The 15,377-nt window shown below is 56.3% G+C and carries 14 protein-coding genes and 1 tRNA gene; 1 reads left to right on the plus strand and 14 read right to left on the minus strand.

Annotated features, from left to right (window positions below):
- Window positions 1-9: 9 nt before the first annotated feature.
- The 9 genes from nusA to rlmE all read right to left on the minus strand — a co-directional run bounded on the left by nusA (window position 10) and on the right by rlmE (window position 8,586).
- A complete protein-coding gene (gene nusA / locus SOP97_RS10420) occupies window positions 10-1,491 on the minus strand; it encodes a transcription termination factor NusA (protein ID WP_274086205.1) in 1,482 nt (493 codons plus the stop codon).
- A gap of 68 nt (window positions 1,492-1,559) precedes the next feature.
- Complete coding sequence (rimP, locus tag SOP97_RS10425; protein WP_322949175.1) at window positions 1,560-2,021, minus strand: ribosome maturation factor RimP; 462 nt, start codon at window positions 2,019-2,021, stop codon at window positions 1,560-1,562.
- A gap of 301 nt (window positions 2,022-2,322) precedes the next feature.
- Window positions 2,323-2,408: transfer RNA gene (locus SOP97_RS10430), tRNA-Leu, on the minus strand.
- Window positions 2,409-2,440: 32 nt separating this feature from the next.
- Window positions 2,441-2,824, minus strand: a complete 384-nt coding sequence (gene secG, locus SOP97_RS10435) for a preprotein translocase subunit SecG (protein ID WP_322949176.1) — start codon at window positions 2,822-2,824, stop codon at window positions 2,441-2,443.
- A gap of 4 nt (window positions 2,825-2,828) precedes the next feature.
- Complete coding sequence (tpiA, locus tag SOP97_RS10440; RefSeq protein ID WP_274086208.1) at window positions 2,829-3,584, minus strand: triose-phosphate isomerase; 756 nt, start codon at window positions 3,582-3,584, stop codon at window positions 2,829-2,831.
- 65 nt (window positions 3,585-3,649) lie between these two features.
- A complete protein-coding gene (glmM, locus tag SOP97_RS10445) occupies window positions 3,650-4,987 on the minus strand; it encodes a phosphoglucosamine mutase (protein ID WP_274086209.1) in 1,338 nt (445 codons plus the stop codon).
- An 18-nt stretch (window positions 4,988-5,005) separates the two neighbouring features.
- Entirely contained in the window at window positions 5,006-5,857 is an 852-nt protein-coding gene (gene folP, locus SOP97_RS10450; protein WP_274086210.1) for a dihydropteroate synthase, read from the minus strand.
- A gap of 8 nt (window positions 5,858-5,865) precedes the next feature.
- The gene (gene ftsH / locus SOP97_RS10455; RefSeq protein ID WP_274086211.1) at window positions 5,866-7,782 is read right to left on the minus strand and encodes an ATP-dependent zinc metalloprotease FtsH; all 1,917 of its coding nucleotides are present in this window, start codon (window positions 7,780-7,782) and stop codon (window positions 5,866-5,868) included.
- A 162-nt stretch (window positions 7,783-7,944) separates the two neighbouring features.
- Complete coding sequence (gene rlmE / locus SOP97_RS10460) at window positions 7,945-8,586, minus strand: 23S rRNA (uridine(2552)-2'-O)-methyltransferase RlmE (protein WP_274086212.1); 642 nt, start codon at window positions 8,584-8,586, stop codon at window positions 7,945-7,947.
- A 101-nt stretch (window positions 8,587-8,687) separates the two neighbouring features.
- Here rlmE and SOP97_RS10465 point away from each other — a divergent pair, with 101 nt between their 5' ends.
- On the plus strand, window positions 8,688-8,999 hold the full coding sequence (locus SOP97_RS10465; protein WP_274086213.1) for a YhbY family RNA-binding protein: 312 nt from the start codon (window positions 8,688-8,690) through the stop codon (window positions 8,997-8,999).
- Between the two features lie 65 nt (window positions 9,000-9,064).
- Here SOP97_RS10465 and SOP97_RS10470 read toward each other — a convergent pair whose 3' ends face one another.
- The 5 genes from SOP97_RS10470 to dapB all read right to left on the minus strand — a co-directional run bounded on the left by SOP97_RS10470 (window position 9,065) and on the right by dapB (window position 15,375).
- A complete protein-coding gene (locus SOP97_RS10470; RefSeq protein ID WP_274086214.1) occupies window positions 9,065-9,511 on the minus strand; it encodes a DUF4149 domain-containing protein in 447 nt (148 codons plus the stop codon).
- Window positions 9,483-9,959 (minus strand): transcription elongation factor GreA, encoded by a 477-nt coding sequence (greA, locus tag SOP97_RS10475; protein ID WP_274086215.1) that lies wholly within the window; start codon window positions 9,957-9,959, stop codon window positions 9,483-9,485. The genes SOP97_RS10470 and greA overlap by 29 nt, the downstream gene beginning before the upstream one ends.
- Window positions 9,956-13,177 (minus strand): carbamoyl-phosphate synthase large subunit, encoded by a 3,222-nt coding sequence (gene carB / locus SOP97_RS10480; RefSeq protein WP_274086216.1) that lies wholly within the window; start codon window positions 13,175-13,177, stop codon window positions 9,956-9,958. Before carB ends, greA begins: the two co-directional genes overlap by 4 nt.
- A 36-nt stretch (window positions 13,178-13,213) precedes the next feature.
- Entirely contained in the window at window positions 13,214-14,362 is a 1,149-nt protein-coding gene (gene carA / locus SOP97_RS10485; RefSeq protein ID WP_274086217.1) for a glutamine-hydrolyzing carbamoyl-phosphate synthase small subunit, read from the minus strand.
- A 209-nt stretch (window positions 14,363-14,571) separates the two neighbouring features.
- Window positions 14,572-15,375 (minus strand): 4-hydroxy-tetrahydrodipicolinate reductase, encoded by an 804-nt coding sequence (gene dapB / locus SOP97_RS10490; protein ID WP_274086218.1) that lies wholly within the window; start codon window positions 15,373-15,375, stop codon window positions 14,572-14,574.
- Between the last annotated feature and the right edge of the window lie 2 nt (window positions 15,376-15,377).

Consider the following 15,377-nt stretch of genomic DNA (forward strand, 5'->3'; position numbering starts at 1 on the left):
CGCAACTGCTTACTCGAACCAATGGGCTCGGGCGGCCATGATCAACTTGCCGGCTCGCTCAGCGTCGATACCGTCGATGTCGAGCAGGTCATCAATAGACTGCTCGGCCAGGTCTTCGCGGTTAATAACGCCGCGCACTGCCAGTTCATGCGCAAGCGCCTTATCCATCCCCTCTAGCGAGAGCAAGTCTTCGGCTGGGTGGGCATCTGCCAGCTTTTCCTCGTTGGCGATGGCTTTAGTCAGCAAGCGATCTTTGGCACGGGCGCGGAGCTCGCTGACGATATCCTCGTCAAAGCCATCAATGCTGAGCATTTCTTCCATCGGTACGTAGGCAATTTCTTCAAGGCTGGTGAAGCCCTCTTCGACCAACACCTGGGCCAGCTCTTCGTCGACTTCCAACTCATCGATAAAGCGCTGCAGGATGTCGCCTGTTTCCGCTTGCTGCTTGGCTTGGATGTCCGCCTCGGTCATCACGTTCAAGGTCCAGCCAGTCAACTGACTGGCCAACCGCACGTTCTGACCGCCACGACCAATGGCCTGAGCAAGGTTGTCTGCGCCAACGGCGATGTCCATGGCATGGGCATCTTCGTCAACGATAATGGCGGCCACTTCAGCCGGCGACATGGCGTTGATCACGAACTGTGCAGGATTGTCATCCCACAGCACGATATCCACACGTTCACCCGCCAACTCACCGGAGACCGCTTGTACGCGCGAACCACGCATGCCGATACATGCACCCTGCGGGTCGATACGCTTATCTTTGGAACGCACGGCCAGTTTAGCGCGCGAACCCGGGTCACGGGACGCACCCATGACTTCGATCAGCTCTTCGGCAATTTCCGGCACTTCAATGCGGAACAGCTCAATCAGCATTTCCGGCGCAGTACGCGACAGAATCAGCTGTGGGCCGCGGTTCTCGGTGCGAATTTCCTTGAGCAGCGCACGCAGGCGCACGCCGACACGGAAAGTTTCGCGCGAAATAATGTCTTCACGCGCCAGCATGGCTTCTGCGTTGTTACCCAGATCAACGATCACGCTGTCACGGGTCACTTTCTTCACGGTGCCGGAGATGATTTCTCCCAGACGCTCGCGATAAGCCTCAACCACCTGAGCACGCTCAGCTTCGCGGACTTTCTGCACAATCACCTGCTTGGCGGTTTGCGCGGCAATACGACCGAATTCGATGGACTCGATCTTCTCTTCCAGCACATCACCCACTTTAGCGTTGGCTTCAACAGCACGCGGCATATCAGTGGTGACCTGGTGTGCAGGATCATCAAAGTCACTTTCTTCCACTACCGTCCAGCAGCGGAATGTTTCGTAGTTGCCCGTCTGACGATTGATCGCCACACGCAACTCGACTTCATCTTCAAAACGCTTCTTGGTAGCCGTGGCCAAAGCCAACTCCAGCGCTTCAAAAATTACGCTAGCCGGCACGCCCTTTTCGTTGGAAACCGACTCAACAACCAGCAGTACTTCTTTGCTCATCGTACGCCTCGCCTTTCGCAATCCATTGGATCCTGCGCAATCCGCGCAGCTCTCGCGGGATCCGCGTCTCAGTCAAACCTGGGGATAATGTTGGCCTTGTCGATCATGTCGATCGGCAACAGGAATTCATGGTCATCCACCTGCACTACCACGTCCTGCTCTTCCACACCGCGTAGAAGGCCCTGAAAGTTGCGTCGCCCTTCAAAAGGCGATCGCAGCTTGATCTTCACTTGCTCGCCGGCATGAGTGGCAAACTGTTCAAGAGTGAACAGCAGACGATCCATGCCCGGCGAGGACACCTCAAGGGTGTACTCGGCGCTGATCGGGTCCTCGACATCGAGCACACCGCTGATCTGCCGACTGACAATTTCACAGTCCTCGATCAGTACGCCGTCAGGCTGCTTATCAATATAAATTCGCAGCAGAGAATGCCGCCCCTGTGACAGGAACTCGACACCCCAACATTGATAGCCTAGAGCCTCGACTACCGGGGCCACCAAGGCTTGCAACTGTTCTAGCTTGCTCGACACCTGAACCCCTCGCGCATGCTGTAAAAATAAAAAATGGGCGAATCGCCCATCATCAAACCGCCCTCTAAAGGCCGGCAAAGCTGTCGCCCAGCTAGCAAAAAGCCCCTTTAAAGGGGCTCCTCTGCAACTCAATGCGGGGGCTGGTTTAACCCAGCCATCATCGGATTCAACACCCGAGGAGAGACCTTACTGCTCAATCCCACATCAAAGCTGGGGCCGGATTATACGACTTAACCCCAAGCAGGGTCAATCGACACTCCAGCAACAAAAAGGCCCGCATCATGCGGGCCCTTTTGAAAATTGGTACCGAGAAGGGGACTCGAACCCCTACAGCCTATGGCCACTACCACCTCAAGGTAGCGTGTCTACCAATTCCACCACCTCGGCAAAATCACTTACTGCGTACAACTTTTTACGTGTTACTGCTGCTCTGGAGCCTGAGGTACGTCCGCCGCATTAGTAGCCGGCTTAGTTGCATCTAGAACAGGTACATCTTCAGCAGCTGGAGTAGCCTGCTGTACTTCCAAGACTGCTGGATCAGGCAAACCAACCTGAGCCATGCCATCAGCTTTGTCTTTAGCAAAGAACGCTAAACCCAAGCTAGTCATGAAAAAAGCGGTGGCAAGTATAGCAGTAACTCGACTCAGAAAGGTAGTACTTCCTTGACTGCCGAATACAGTAGAAGAAGCACCCGCGCCAAAAGAGGCGCCCGCGTCTGCACCCTTACCCTGCTGCAGCAAAACCAGCACAACAACACCGACGGCACCCAGCAGATGAAGAACAACGATAACTGTTTCCAGCATTTTCTCAGCTTCCTGCGGCGCGACAAATCGCACCGAACTCATCCGCATTCAGAGAGGCTCCACCCACAAGCCCTCCATCGATATCCGGCATACCGAATAACTCGGCTGCACTGGCGGCCTTAACACTGCCCCCATAAAGAATTCTTACCTTGCCAGCCAACCCAGGGCTTTTCGACGCCAACTGCGCACGAATGGCCGCATGCACCTGCTGAGCCTGCTCCGGCGAAGCGGTTAAGCCAGTACCAATCGCCCAAACAGGCTCATAGGCAATGACCGCATTCGCAAACACCTCAACACCCAACGCATCAGTTACCGCAGACAACTGCGCAACCACCACATCAAGTGTCTGACCAGCCTCGCGCTGCGCAAGCGTCTCCCCGACACACAACACCGGAACAAGACCACAAGACTGCGCCGCAGCAAACTTGCGCGTCACAAGCTCATCCAACTCACCCAGCAACAACCTGCGCTCGGAGTGACCAACCAACACCAGCGAGCAACTCGCATCACTCAACTGAGTTGCGGCCACTTCACCAGTTAAAGCACCCTGCAGGGCTTCGCCGGCGCAATCTTGCGCACCAACCGCTACAGCCGTTCCAGCGAGACCATCAACTACCTGAGTGAGATGTAAACACGATGGAAACACCGCGACATCTACGCCAGCAGGCAAATCCTGCTCAGTAAGACCGTTTATCAGCTCTGCAACGCTGGCGCGGGTACCGTGCATTTTCCAGTTACCAGCAACCATTGGGCGACGCATGCTTTACCTCGTCGGTCAAAGAGGGCGCAGATGTTACCCAACAGCCACCCCGCTGGCAAGCCGAATCAAGCACATACATCCGCAACAACTTTAGCTAATTCATTGGCATAGCTGCGCACCATGGTTTCGTCATCACCTTCAACCATCACACGCACCAAAGGTTCGGTGCCCGATTTGCGCAACAGCACCCGGCCACGGCCGGCCATTTTCTCGGTGACCTGCGCGCTCGCCTCCTGCACTGCCGGGTGCTCCAGCGGATCTACACCACCGGCAAAGCGCACATTCACCAGCACCTGAGGACACTTGCGCATACCCAACCGGGCCTCACCCAGCGTTTGCCCACGACGCTTCAGCGCCATAAGCACCTGCAGGGCTGCAATAATCGCGTCACCTGTAGTGGTGTGCTGGAAACACACCAGATGCCCCGAATTCTCGCCACCCAATTGCCAGTTACGCGACAGCAACTCGGCAATCACATAACGGTCACCCACCTTGGCCCGCACAAAAGGAATGCCCTGGTCAGCCAAACCGAGTTCCAGCCCCAGGTTACTCATCAGCGTACCAACTACGCCGCCCTGAAGCTTGCCGCGCTCCTGTAGGTCGCGAGCGATGATAAACAACAACTCATCACCATCAACCACAGCACCCGAATGATCGACCATCAACACCCGATCAGCGTCACCATCAAAGGCGATACCCAGATCAGCATGCTGCGCCTGCACTTCTGCTTGTAACGCCTCGATATGCGTGGAGCCGCACGCATCGTTGATATTTAAACCATTGGGCTGCGCCGACAACACCGTCACCTGCGCACCTAGCTCGCGAAATACGCTGGGCGCCACTTTATAGGCAGCCCCATGAGCACAGTCGACGACTATCTTCAGACCGGCAAAGCTTGTACTGGTAGGCACACTGCTCTTACAAAATTCGATATAGCGCCCGGCCGCATCATTGATTCGCGACACCTTACCCAACTGCTCGGACTCCACCACCGTCATCGGTGCATCGAGCAACTCTTCGATCATCAGCTCAATCTCATCCGGCAGCTTGGTGCCCTGCCCGGAAAAGAATTTGATGCCATTGTCGTAATGCGGATTATGCGAAGCACTGATCACAATGCCTGCCTCAGCTTGAAAGGTACGCGTCAAATACGCGATTGCTGGCGTCGGCATCGGCCCCAACAACATCACATCCGCCCCTGCAGCGGAAAGACCCGCTTCCAATGCAGACTCAAACATATACCCAGAAATGCGCGTGTCCTTACCGATCAGGATGCGGCACTTGCCGTGCTTACGAAACGCCATCCCAGCCGCCCAACCGAGCTTGAGCATGAATTCCGGGGTAATTGGAAAATCGCCAACACGCCCACGAATACCGTCAGTACCAAAATATTTTCTGCCCATACCAGCATTCCTTTTAACTTATTCTGCAGCTTGAACCGCGGCGATCATCCGCACCACATCAACTGTTTCAGCTACATCATGTACCCGCAGGATGTGTGCACCCTTGCTCAGCGCAAGCGCAGCCAAGGCCAGGCTGCCATATAAGCGCTCACCGACCTCATACCCTAAAACCTTGCCAATCATGCTCTTGCGCGACACGCCAACCAACAAGGGCCGACCCAACTCATGCAACACCTGCAGATGCTTGAATAATGAAAGATTGTGCTCAAGGCTTTTTGCAAAACCAAAGCCTGGATCAAGAACGATGCGCTCAGCAGTAATTCCCACCGCCGCACAGGCCGCCAGTCGCTCAAGCAGGAATTCGCGGACCTCAGCCACCACGTCAGGGTACTGAGGGTTGTGCTGCATCGTGGTTGGCTCACCGCGCATATGCATCAAGCACACCGGCAAACCGCTATCAGCAGCCGCATCCAGAGCACCATCGCACTGCAATGAACGCACGTCATTGATCAAGCCGGCACCTAACCGCGCCGTCTCACGAATGACCGCAGGCGTCGAAGTATCCACCGAGATGATCACATCCAACTCGCGAGCAATTGCCTCGACAATAGGCGCAACCCGCTCCAACTCTTCGACTGGAGAAACCGCACGAGCACCCGGGCGCGTCGACTCACCACCAACATCAATCAGGGTTGCACCAGCCCGCCACATCGCTTCAGCGTGACGCAAGGCTGCATCACACTGAGCAAAGCGACCGCCATCAGAGAAAGAGTCAGGGGTGACATTTAGGATGCCCATCACTTGCGGGCTGCTTAAATCAAGAAACCGGCTGCCACAGGGCAGCCGGTTAAAGGTTGAAACAACAGACATGGAGAACCTTAGATTTCTGCGGCAGGACCACCGATTGGCTTGCCCACAGGCTTTGAGACCTCAACAGGCGCAGTGGGCGTGCCGTTATTATCATCACCGCCCTGCCAGCCTTTGGGCTCACGCGGAGCAAGACCATTCATGATGTCTTCAATCTGCTCGGCGTCGATGGTTTCGTACTTCATCAGCGCTTCAGCCATCGCATCCAGCTTGTCGCGATTCTCTTCCAGCAGGCGCTTGGCAATGCCATAGCACTCATCAATGATGCTACGCACTTCTTGATCAATCAGCTTAGCAGTATCAGCAGAAACGTTGCTCTGGTTGCTGCCCATGCTGCGCCCAAGGAAAACCTCACCCTCTTCTTCCGCATACATCAGCGGGCCAAGCTTTTCCGACAACCCCCACTTGGTGACCATATTCTTGGCCAATTGGGTGGCACGCATGATGTCGTTGGATGCCCCGGTGGTCACACCATCAAAGCCCAGGGTCATTTCCTCGGCGATACGACCACCAAACAACGAGCAAATCTGGCTGATCAGCGCACGCTTGCTCAGGCTGTAGCGATCTTCCTCAGGCAGGAACATGGTCACACCCAGGGCGCGACCGCGCGGAATAATCGAAACCTTGTAAACCGGGTCATGCTCAGGCACCAGGCGCCCAACAATCGCGTGACCGGCTTCGTGGAAGGCTGTATTGAGCTTTTCCTTGTCGGACATGACCATGGTTTTGCGCTCGGCGCCCATCATGATCTTGTCTTTAGCCAGCTCGAACTCTTTCATCTCGACGACACGCTTACCGGAACGCGCCGCAAACAACGATGCTTCGTTGACCAGGTTAGCCAGGTCGGCACCGGAGAAACCCGGCGTACCCCGCGCAATCACCGCAGGCGCAACGTCTTCACCCATCGGTACTTTGCGCATGTGCACTTTAAGAATCTGCTCGCGACCACGAATATCCGGCAAACCAACCACAACCTGACGGTCGAAACGACCCGGACGCAGCAGAGCAGGGTCAAGCACGTCAGGACGGTTAGTCGCTGCGATCACGATGATGCCGTCGTTCGCTTCAAAACCGTCCATCTCTACCAGCAGCTGGTTAAGCGTTTGCTCACGCTCATCGTGACCACCACCCATGCCGGCGCCACGATGGCGACCAACGGCGTCAATCTCGTCGATAAAGATAATGCAGGGCGCATGCTTCTTGGCTTGCTCAAACATATCGCGCACACGGGATGCACCGACACCGACGAACATTTCCACGAAGTCCGAACCCGAGATAGTGAAGAACGGCACCTTGGCTTCACCGGCAACCGCCTTAGCCAGCAAGGTTTTGCCGGTACCCGGCGAACCAACCATCAACACACCACGCGGGATACGCCCACCAAGGCGCTGGAACTTGCCCGGATCGCGTAGAAATTCGACCAGCTCGCTGACTTCTTCTTTCGCTTCATCGCAGCCAGCGACGTCAGCAAAGGTGGTTTTAACCTGATCTTCGGTGAGCAGACGCGCCTTGCTTTTGCCGAAGCTCATCGGCCCACCTTTGCCGCCAGCACCACCCTGCATCTGGCGCATGAAGAACATGAACACCGCAATGATCACCAGAATTGGGAAGCTGGCGACCAGCAACTGAGTCCAGATGCTCTGCTGCTCAGGCTGCTTACCAACGATCTCAACGTTGTTGTCCATCAGGTCCTTGATCAGGCCGTTATCCTGAATCGCCGGACGCACGGTCTCAAACGAAGAACCATCGGTACGGGTACCGCTGATGATGAAGCCATCGACCGTCACTCGCTTAACGCCGCCATCCTGAACCTGCTGGATAAACTGCGAATAGTTGAGTTTGTTCGACTCAGTCGGGCTGGAAAAATTGTTCATCACCGTCACCAAGACGGCGGCGATGATCAGCCACAGGACCAGATTCTTTGCCATGTCGTTCAATTAGCTACCCTCTGAAGCAGGCCCCGTGTCGAAGCGCACTTCGCATGACGACCAGTTATGTACCGATCTAACTTACTACACAACGCCCACCCCTGGCAGACGCCGTCTGTAACCCTTTATTTACTAATCAGACTGCGACAACCACGCAACCGTTCAATCAGCGCTCAGCGTTTTGATACCGCGATATCCACGCGCCAGCAGGTACTGCTCACGGGAGCGATCCCGCGAGGAAGAAGGCTTGCGCATCTGCACCTTGTCGAACAACTGGCGTACTTGCTTGTGGTACTCCGCAAAGCCTTCGCCTTGGAATATCTTGATTAAAAAATCACCGCCCGGGCGCAGCACGCGAGTGGACAAATCCAACGCCAGCTCGCACAGGTACATCGCGCGCGGCTGATCTGACTCTTTCACCCCACTCATATTGGGGGCCATATCGGAAATCACAAGGTCTACCGGACGCCCTCCAATCGCCTCAAGAAGCTGATCGAACACTGCATCCTCAGTAAAGTCACCCTGAATGAAAGTGACATCCGGGATACTGTCCATCTCAAGAATATCGGAGGCGATCAGCGTGCCTTTGTCGCCGATCACCCGACTGGTGACTTGTGACCAGCCACCGGGCGCCGAACCCAGATCGACGACAGTGATACCAGGTCGAAGGATGCGATCCTTCTCTTGGATCTCCAGCAATTTGTAGCTGGCGCGCGAACGATAGCCATCCTTCTGTGCCATTTTGACGTAAGGGTCGTTGAAATGTTCTCTCAGCCAACCTTGACTGCTCTTGGTACGGGCCACGCAATACCTCGGATGTGTAACGCATGAATATCTGGGCGGCCTCGAAGGCGCTCGGGTAAACTAGTTACCGTTTTTACCAGATTAAATGCAGGAATTAGATTATGCCGCTCACTCAAGAGCAGAAGAAACAATTCAAAACTATCGGCCACCATTTAAAGCCTGTATTGATTGTGGCTGACAATGGTTTGACCGAAGGTGTACAGGCTGAACTGGAGCGCGCGCTGAGCGACCATGAGCTTATTAAAGTACAACTGCGCATCACTGAGCGCGAAAGCCGCCTGGCAGCCATTAACGAGCTGTGCAAGGCCGGCAAAGCCGACTTGGTTCAGGTGATTGGCAAAATGGCGCTGATTTACCGTAAAAACCCGAAAGTGAACAAAAACCTGTCTAACGTTCATCGCCATCACGGCTGATTGATCAGTGACTGCAAGGCGCGCTTAGCGCCTTTGCAATCACCCATCACAAGCAAAGCCAAGACTTAAGGCTTGCGCACATACCGCTGCGGTAGCGGCTGCAACACCAGCAGCAGGCCACAAAAGGCCATAACCAAGTAGCTGAACATCAACCACAGCTCAGTTCCCGCCAGCAGCCTAGGCACCGCGAAATAACTTCCCGCCATCACCACAACCACTAACAACAACTGCCCGCGCGTATCGCGCCACAGGCTTGTCAGCGACTCTGCGCGAACCAACACCACCACCTGTAACCCGGCGCAGACAGCCGCCAAACCGACCAGCAGTGGCCGCAGCGCATCACTGATCTCCTCGACCAGCAATGACGCTAGACCAATCTTGGCAATCGCAGGCAGCAATAAAAAGTGCAGCAGCCAGAGGCCGCCAACCCAAAGCGTCTGGGCCAGCAGCCAGCTGATCGAGCCCGCATCACGCGAGTCCGACTTAGAGATGGCGAACCTCGACGATCTCATACTCAATCGCGCCGCCCGGTGTTTGCACCACAACCACATCCCCTTCGCTCTTGCCGATCAAGGCGCGCGCGATAGGTGAGCCAACGGATATCTTGCGCTTCTTAATATCGGCTTCATCCTCACCGACGATCTGGTAAACCACGGCTTCATCGGTTTCGCAGTTAGCGATCTCAACCGTTGTACCGAAAATCACCTTGCCGGTGTGCTCGATCGTGGTGACATCAATGATCACCGCATTTTGCATGCGCCCTTCGATATCACGGATACGCGCCTCGACCATACCCTGCTGCTCACGAGCAGCGTGGTATTCGGCGTTTTCCTTAAGATCGCCCAGCTCACGCGCCGTACCAATTTCCTGGCTCAGCTTGGGGCGCAGCACCTTAGTCAGGTGCGCGTGCTCTTCTTCCAGGGCGCGAGCGCCCTGGACGGTCATGGGGTATTTAGTCATGCCTTGATTCCTGCATGCAGTTCCTGCAGCCGACGCACGGTCTTTTCTGGACCAAACTTCAGCGCTTCACAGATCGCCTGCCCCGCCGCAATAGTGGTGGTGCAGTAGATCTTATGCTGCAGAGCGTTACGACGAATGGAGTAGGAGTCAGCGATGGACTGACGCCCCTCAGTGGTGTTGATGATCAGGGTGACCTCGTCATTCTTGATCATATCAACCACGTGTGGACGGCCCTCGGTCACCTTGTTGACGCGACGCACTGGCAAACCAGCGGCCTCGATCACTTTGGCGGTACCGGCCGTGGCCACTACTTCGAAGCCTAACGCGACCAGATCGCGCGCAACCTGCACAGCTTCCGGCTTATCGTCTTCACGCACGCTGATAAACGCACAGCCGGTGTTTGGCAGTATTTCACTGGCGCCCAACTGAGCCTTAGCGAAGGCCTCACCGAAGGTGTCACCGACACCCATAACTTCACCGGTGGACTTCATTTCCGGGCCGAGGATCGGGTCAACACCCGGGAACTTGGCGAACGGGAACACCGCTTCTTTAACGCTGAAGTATGGCGGGATGATTTCCTTGGCGTAACCGGCTTCAGCCAGCGACTTACCCGCCATCACACGGGCAGCCACCTTGGCCAGGGAAACACCGACGCACTTGGAGACAAACGGCACGGTACGCGAGGCGCGCGGGTTCACTTCGATCACGAAGATGTCCTCGCCCTGCACAGCCATCTGCACGTTCATCAAACCCACCACACCCAGCTCCAAGGCCATTTTCTTGACCTGGTCGCGGATCTCATCCTGGATATGCATCGGCAGCGAGTAAGGCGGCAGCGAGCACGCCGAGTCGCCGGAGTGCACACCCGCCTGCTCGATATGCTGCATGATCGCGCCAATCACCACAGTTTCGCCGTCGCATACTGCATCCACGTCCACTTCAATGGCGCAGTTGAGGAAGTGATCGAGCAGAACCGGGCTGTCGTTGGAAACCTTCACCGCTTCGCGCATGTAACGCTTGAGCTCATCTTCCTGGTAGACGATCTCCATCGCACGACCGCCCAATACATAGGACGGACGCACCACCAGCGGATAACCGATAACCTTCGAGGCTGCCAGCGCTTCATCTTCGCTGCGTGCGGTGGCGTTGGCCGGCTGACGCAGACCAAGGCGCTGAACCATCTGCTGGAAGCGCTCGCGGTCTTCGGCGCGGTCGATGGCATCAGGCGAAGTACCAATGATCGGCACACCGGCTTCTTGCAGGGCACGGCAGATCTTCAGCGGAGTCTGACCACCGTACTGCACGATCACACCTTTCGGCTGCTCGACACGGACGATTTCCAGCACGTCTTCCAGAGTTACCGGCTCGAAATACAGACGATCAGAGATGTCGTAGTCGGTCGATACGGTTTCAGGGTTGCAGTTGACCATGATGGTTTCATAACCATCTTCACGCAGCGCCAGCGCCGCATGCACACAGCAGTAGTCAAATTCGATGCCCTGGCCGATACGGTTCGGCCCGCCACCGAGGATCATGATCTTGTCACGGCCCGACGGATTCGCTTCGCACTCTTCCTCATAGGTCGAGTACATGTAGGCGGTGTCGGTGGCGAACTCGGCGGCGCAGGTGTCGACGCGCTTGTAGACCGGCAGCACCTTGAGTTTTTGACGCTGACTGCGCAGAGTTTTCTCAGTCACACCCAACAACTTGGCCAAGCGAATATCGGAGAAGCCTTTGCGCTTGAGCTTGTACATGGCATCACGGTCGATGCTGGACAGCGCCAAGGTCTTGATACGCTCTTCGTCCTTGATCAGGTCTTCGATCTGCACCAGGAACCATTCATCGATATTGGTCAGTTCGAAGACTTCTGCAACGGTTTTACCCGCACGGAAAGCGTCGCCGATGTACCAAATACGATCAGCACTTGGCACGGTCAGCTCACGGCGCAAGGTGCTTTCGGCTTCCGGATCAGCCAGATCGAGCTTCTCATCAAAGCCGGCCACGCCCACTTCCAGGCCGCGCAAGGCTTTCTGCAGGGATTCCTGGAAGGTGCGGCCAATCGCCATGACTTCGCCGACGGACTTCATCTGAGTAGTCAGGCGGGCATCCGCTTTCGGGAACTTCTCGAAGGCAAAACGTGGAATCTTGGTCACGACATAGTCGATGGCCGGCTCAAACGAAGCCGGGGTGCGACCGCCGGTGATGTCGTTGCTCAGCTCGTCGAGGGTGTAACCCACAGCCAGCTTGGCGGCGATCTTGGCGATTGGGAAGCCGGTGGCCTTGGAAGCCAGCGCCGAAGAACGCGACACGCGCGGGTTCATCTCGATGACGACCATACGGCCAGTGTTCGGGCAGATGCCGAACTGCACGTTGGAGCCACCGGTTTCTACGCCGATCTCACGCAGGACCGCCAGCGAGGCGTTACGCAGAATCTGGTATTCCTTGTCGGTCAGCGTCTGCGCCGGAGCAACAGTGATCGAGTCACCAGTGTGCACACCCATCGGGTCGAAGTTTTCAATCGCGCAGACGATGATGCAGTTGTCCTTCTTGTCGCGGACTACCTCCATCTCGTATTCCTTCCAGCCGATCAGCGACTCGTCGATCAGCAACTCACTGGTCGGCGACAGATCGATACCGCGGGCGCAGATTTCTTCGAACTCTTCACGGTTGTAAGCGATGCCACCACCGGTGCCGCCCATGGTGAAGGACGGACGGATGATGCACGGAAAGCCGACCTTCTCAAGGACCGCATAGGCCTCTTCCATGTTGTGCGCAATGCCGGAAACCGGGCAGGCCAAGCCGATGTCTTTCATCGCCTTGTCAAAGCGCGAACGGTCTTCGGCCTTATCGATGGTGTCGGCGTTGGCACCGATCATCTCGACGCCGAACCTCTCCAGAACACCGTGCTTTTCCAGGTCCAGCGCGCAGTTCAGCGCAGTCTGGCCACCCATGGTTGGCAACAGGGCGTCCGGACGCTCCTTCTCGATGATCTTGGCCACGGTGGACCATTTGATCGGCTCGATGTAGGTGGCATCAGCCATGGCCGGGTCGGTCATGATGGTGGCTGGGTTCGAGTTCACCAGAATGACGCGATAGCCCTCTTCTTTCAGCGCTTTACACGCCTGGGCACCGGAGTAATCGAACTCGCAGGCCTGGCCGATAACAATCGGGCCAGCGCCGAGGATCAGGATGCTTTTTATGTCTGTACGTTTTGGCATGTTCTTTCTCTCGAATCCTGGGGTCAGTCGGCGGGTTTAACGGCGCTTGGCCATGGTTTCGATAAAACGATCAAATAACGGTGCAACGTCAGCCGGGCCAGGGCTGGCCTCTGGGTGACCCTGGAAGCTGAACGCCTGCTTGTCGGTCCGCTCAATGCCTTGCAGGGAGCCGTCGAACAACGATTTGTGAATCGCGCGCAGATTGCTCGGCAAGCTGTCTTCATCCACAGCAAAACCGTGGTTCTGGCTGGTGATCATCACCACGCCGGTGTCGAGGTCTTGCACGGGGTGGTTGGCACCGTGGTGACCGTGGCCCATTTTCAGGGTCTTGGCACCGGAGGCCAGGGCCAGCAATTGGTGGCCGAGGCAGATACCGAATACCGGAATATCGGTTTCCAGCACCTGCTTGATCGCAGCAATGGCGTAATCGCAAGGCTCAGGATCGCCAGGACCGTTGGACAGGAACACGCCGTCGGGATTCAAAGCCAGTACTTCAGCAGCAGGGGTCTGCGCCGGTACTACGGTCACGCGGCAACCACGCTCGACCAGCATGCGCAGGATGTTCCACTTAACGCCGTAGTCATAGGCCACCACGTGATACTTGAGCTCACTGGCCGGCACTTCTGGGTGGCTGTCGCTTTGCAGGTTCCACACGTTGGAGCACCACTCGTAGCGCTCAGTGCAGCTGACAACTTTGGCCAGGTCCATGCCCTTGAGCCCCGGAAAGCTGCGCGCCAGCTCCAGTGCTTTTTCTTCAGTGGCGTCATCGCCAGCCAGAATGCAGCCGTTCTGCGAACCCTTCTCACGCAGAATGCGCGTCAGGCGACGGGTATCAATACCCGCGATGGCAACGGTGCCGTTTTCCTTGAGGTACTCATCCAGTGGCTGCTTGTTACGCCAGTTGCTGGAGGTCAGCGGCAGGTCACGAATAATCAGGCCGGCGGCCCATACGCGATTGGACTCGGCATCTTCCGGCGTGGTGCCGGTGTTGCCGATATGCGGATAGGTCAGGGTAACAATCTGCTGGGCATAGGAAGGATCGGTAAGGATTTCCTGATAGCCGGTCATGGCGGTGTTAAAAACCACCTCTCCAATAGTTTGGCCATCGGCACCGATGGCCTCGCCGCGAAAAATACTGCCATCAGCTAGAGCCAAAATGGCAGGTTTAAGGGCTGGCTTACTCAAGAAAACCTCCGGAGATCAAATCGTGAAGCAAACGCAGATTGTAAAAAAGCGGGATGACGTATGAACCGTCACCCCGCTTTTTTATCTTATTCATTCTGCGCAACTTTAGTGGACACACTAAAGCAGAAAGCTTACAGGAATGCGCCTTTTGGGTCCACTGCCAGATGCGAGTAATACCCAGGCAAAAGCCATTCCTGTGACAAACAGTCTCAGTTAAGGCCCAACACGTCCTGCATGTCGTATAACCCAGGCTGACGATTTTGCAGCCACAGCGCCGCACGCACCGCCCCTTTGGCAAACGTCATGCGACTCGATGCCTTGTGGGTAATCTCTACGCGCTCACCCTCTGCCGCAAACAGCACGGTGTGATCGCCGACCACATCGCCCGCACGCACCGTGGCAAAACCGATGGTTTCGCGCTCACGCGCACCAGTCTGACCTTCACGGCCATAGACAGCGACTTTCTGCAGATCACGTCCCAGGGCATTGGCCACTACCTCACCCATACGCAAGGCGGTGCCAGACGGCGCATCGACCTTGTGGCGGTGATGGGCTTCGATGATCTCGATATCCACATCATCGCCCAGCACCCGCGCTGCGGTATCCAGCAGCTTCAAGCACAGGTTGACGCCGACACTGAAGTTGGCGGCAAACACGATTGGGATCTGCTTGCCGGCATCCGCTAACAATTGCTTTTCCTCCGGCGAAAAGCCGGTGGTGCCAATGATCATGGCCTTGCCAGCCTGACGGCAGACTTCCAGGTTCTTCAGGGTGACCGAGGGGTGGGTGAAATCAATCAACACATCAAACTGATCCAGTACCGCATGCAAATCACCGGAGAGATTGACACCCATCTTGCCTTGCGCGACTAACTCACCAACATCCACGCCAACCAGGCTGCTGTCGGCACGATCAATTGCCGCACTCAGGCTTGCGCCATCCGCCAGCTGCACAGCCTCGATCAGGGTTTTGCCCATGCGCCCAGCGGCGCCCATCACAGCAATTCGTTGCATAA

It is taken from the genome of Pseudomonas spirodelae, from assembly GCF_034653255.1.
Lineage (GTDB): Bacteria > Pseudomonadota > Gammaproteobacteria > Pseudomonadales > Pseudomonadaceae > Aquipseudomonas > Aquipseudomonas spirodelae.

Coding starts and splice junctions, on each gene's coding strand:
- nusA (WP_274086205.1), bottom strand. CDS start 1,491: ATGAGCAAAGAAGTACTGCTGGTTGTTGAGTCGGTTTCCAACGAAAAG.
- carB (WP_274086216.1), bottom strand. CDS start 13,177: ATGCCAAAACGTACAGACATAAAAAGCATCCTGATCCTCGGCGCTGGC.
- folP (WP_274086210.1), bottom strand. CDS start 5,857: ATGTCTGTTGTTTCAACCTTTAACCGGCTGCCCTGTGGCAGCCGGTTT.
- tpiA (WP_274086208.1), bottom strand. CDS start 3,584: ATGCGTCGCCCAATGGTTGCTGGTAACTGGAAAATGCACGGTACCCGC.
- glmM (WP_274086209.1), bottom strand. CDS start 4,987: ATGGGCAGAAAATATTTTGGTACTGACGGTATTCGTGGGCGTGTTGGC.
- greA (WP_274086215.1), bottom strand. CDS start 9,959: ATGACTAAATACCCCATGACCGTCCAGGGCGCTCGCGCCCTGGAAGAA.
- SOP97_RS10465 (WP_274086213.1), top strand. CDS start 8,688: ATGCCGCTCACTCAAGAGCAGAAGAAACAATTCAAAACTATCGGCCAC.
- dapB (WP_274086218.1), bottom strand. CDS start 15,375: ATGCAACGAATTGCTGTGATGGGCGCCGCTGGGCGCATGGGCAAAACC.
- secG (WP_322949176.1), bottom strand. CDS start 2,824: ATGCTGGAAACAGTTATCGTTGTTCTTCATCTGCTGGGTGCCGTCGGT.
- SOP97_RS10470 (WP_274086214.1), bottom strand. CDS start 9,511: ATGAGATCGTCGAGGTTCGCCATCTCTAAGTCGGACTCGCGTGATGCG.
- ftsH (WP_274086211.1), bottom strand. CDS start 7,782: ATGGCAAAGAATCTGGTCCTGTGGCTGATCATCGCCGCCGTCTTGGTG.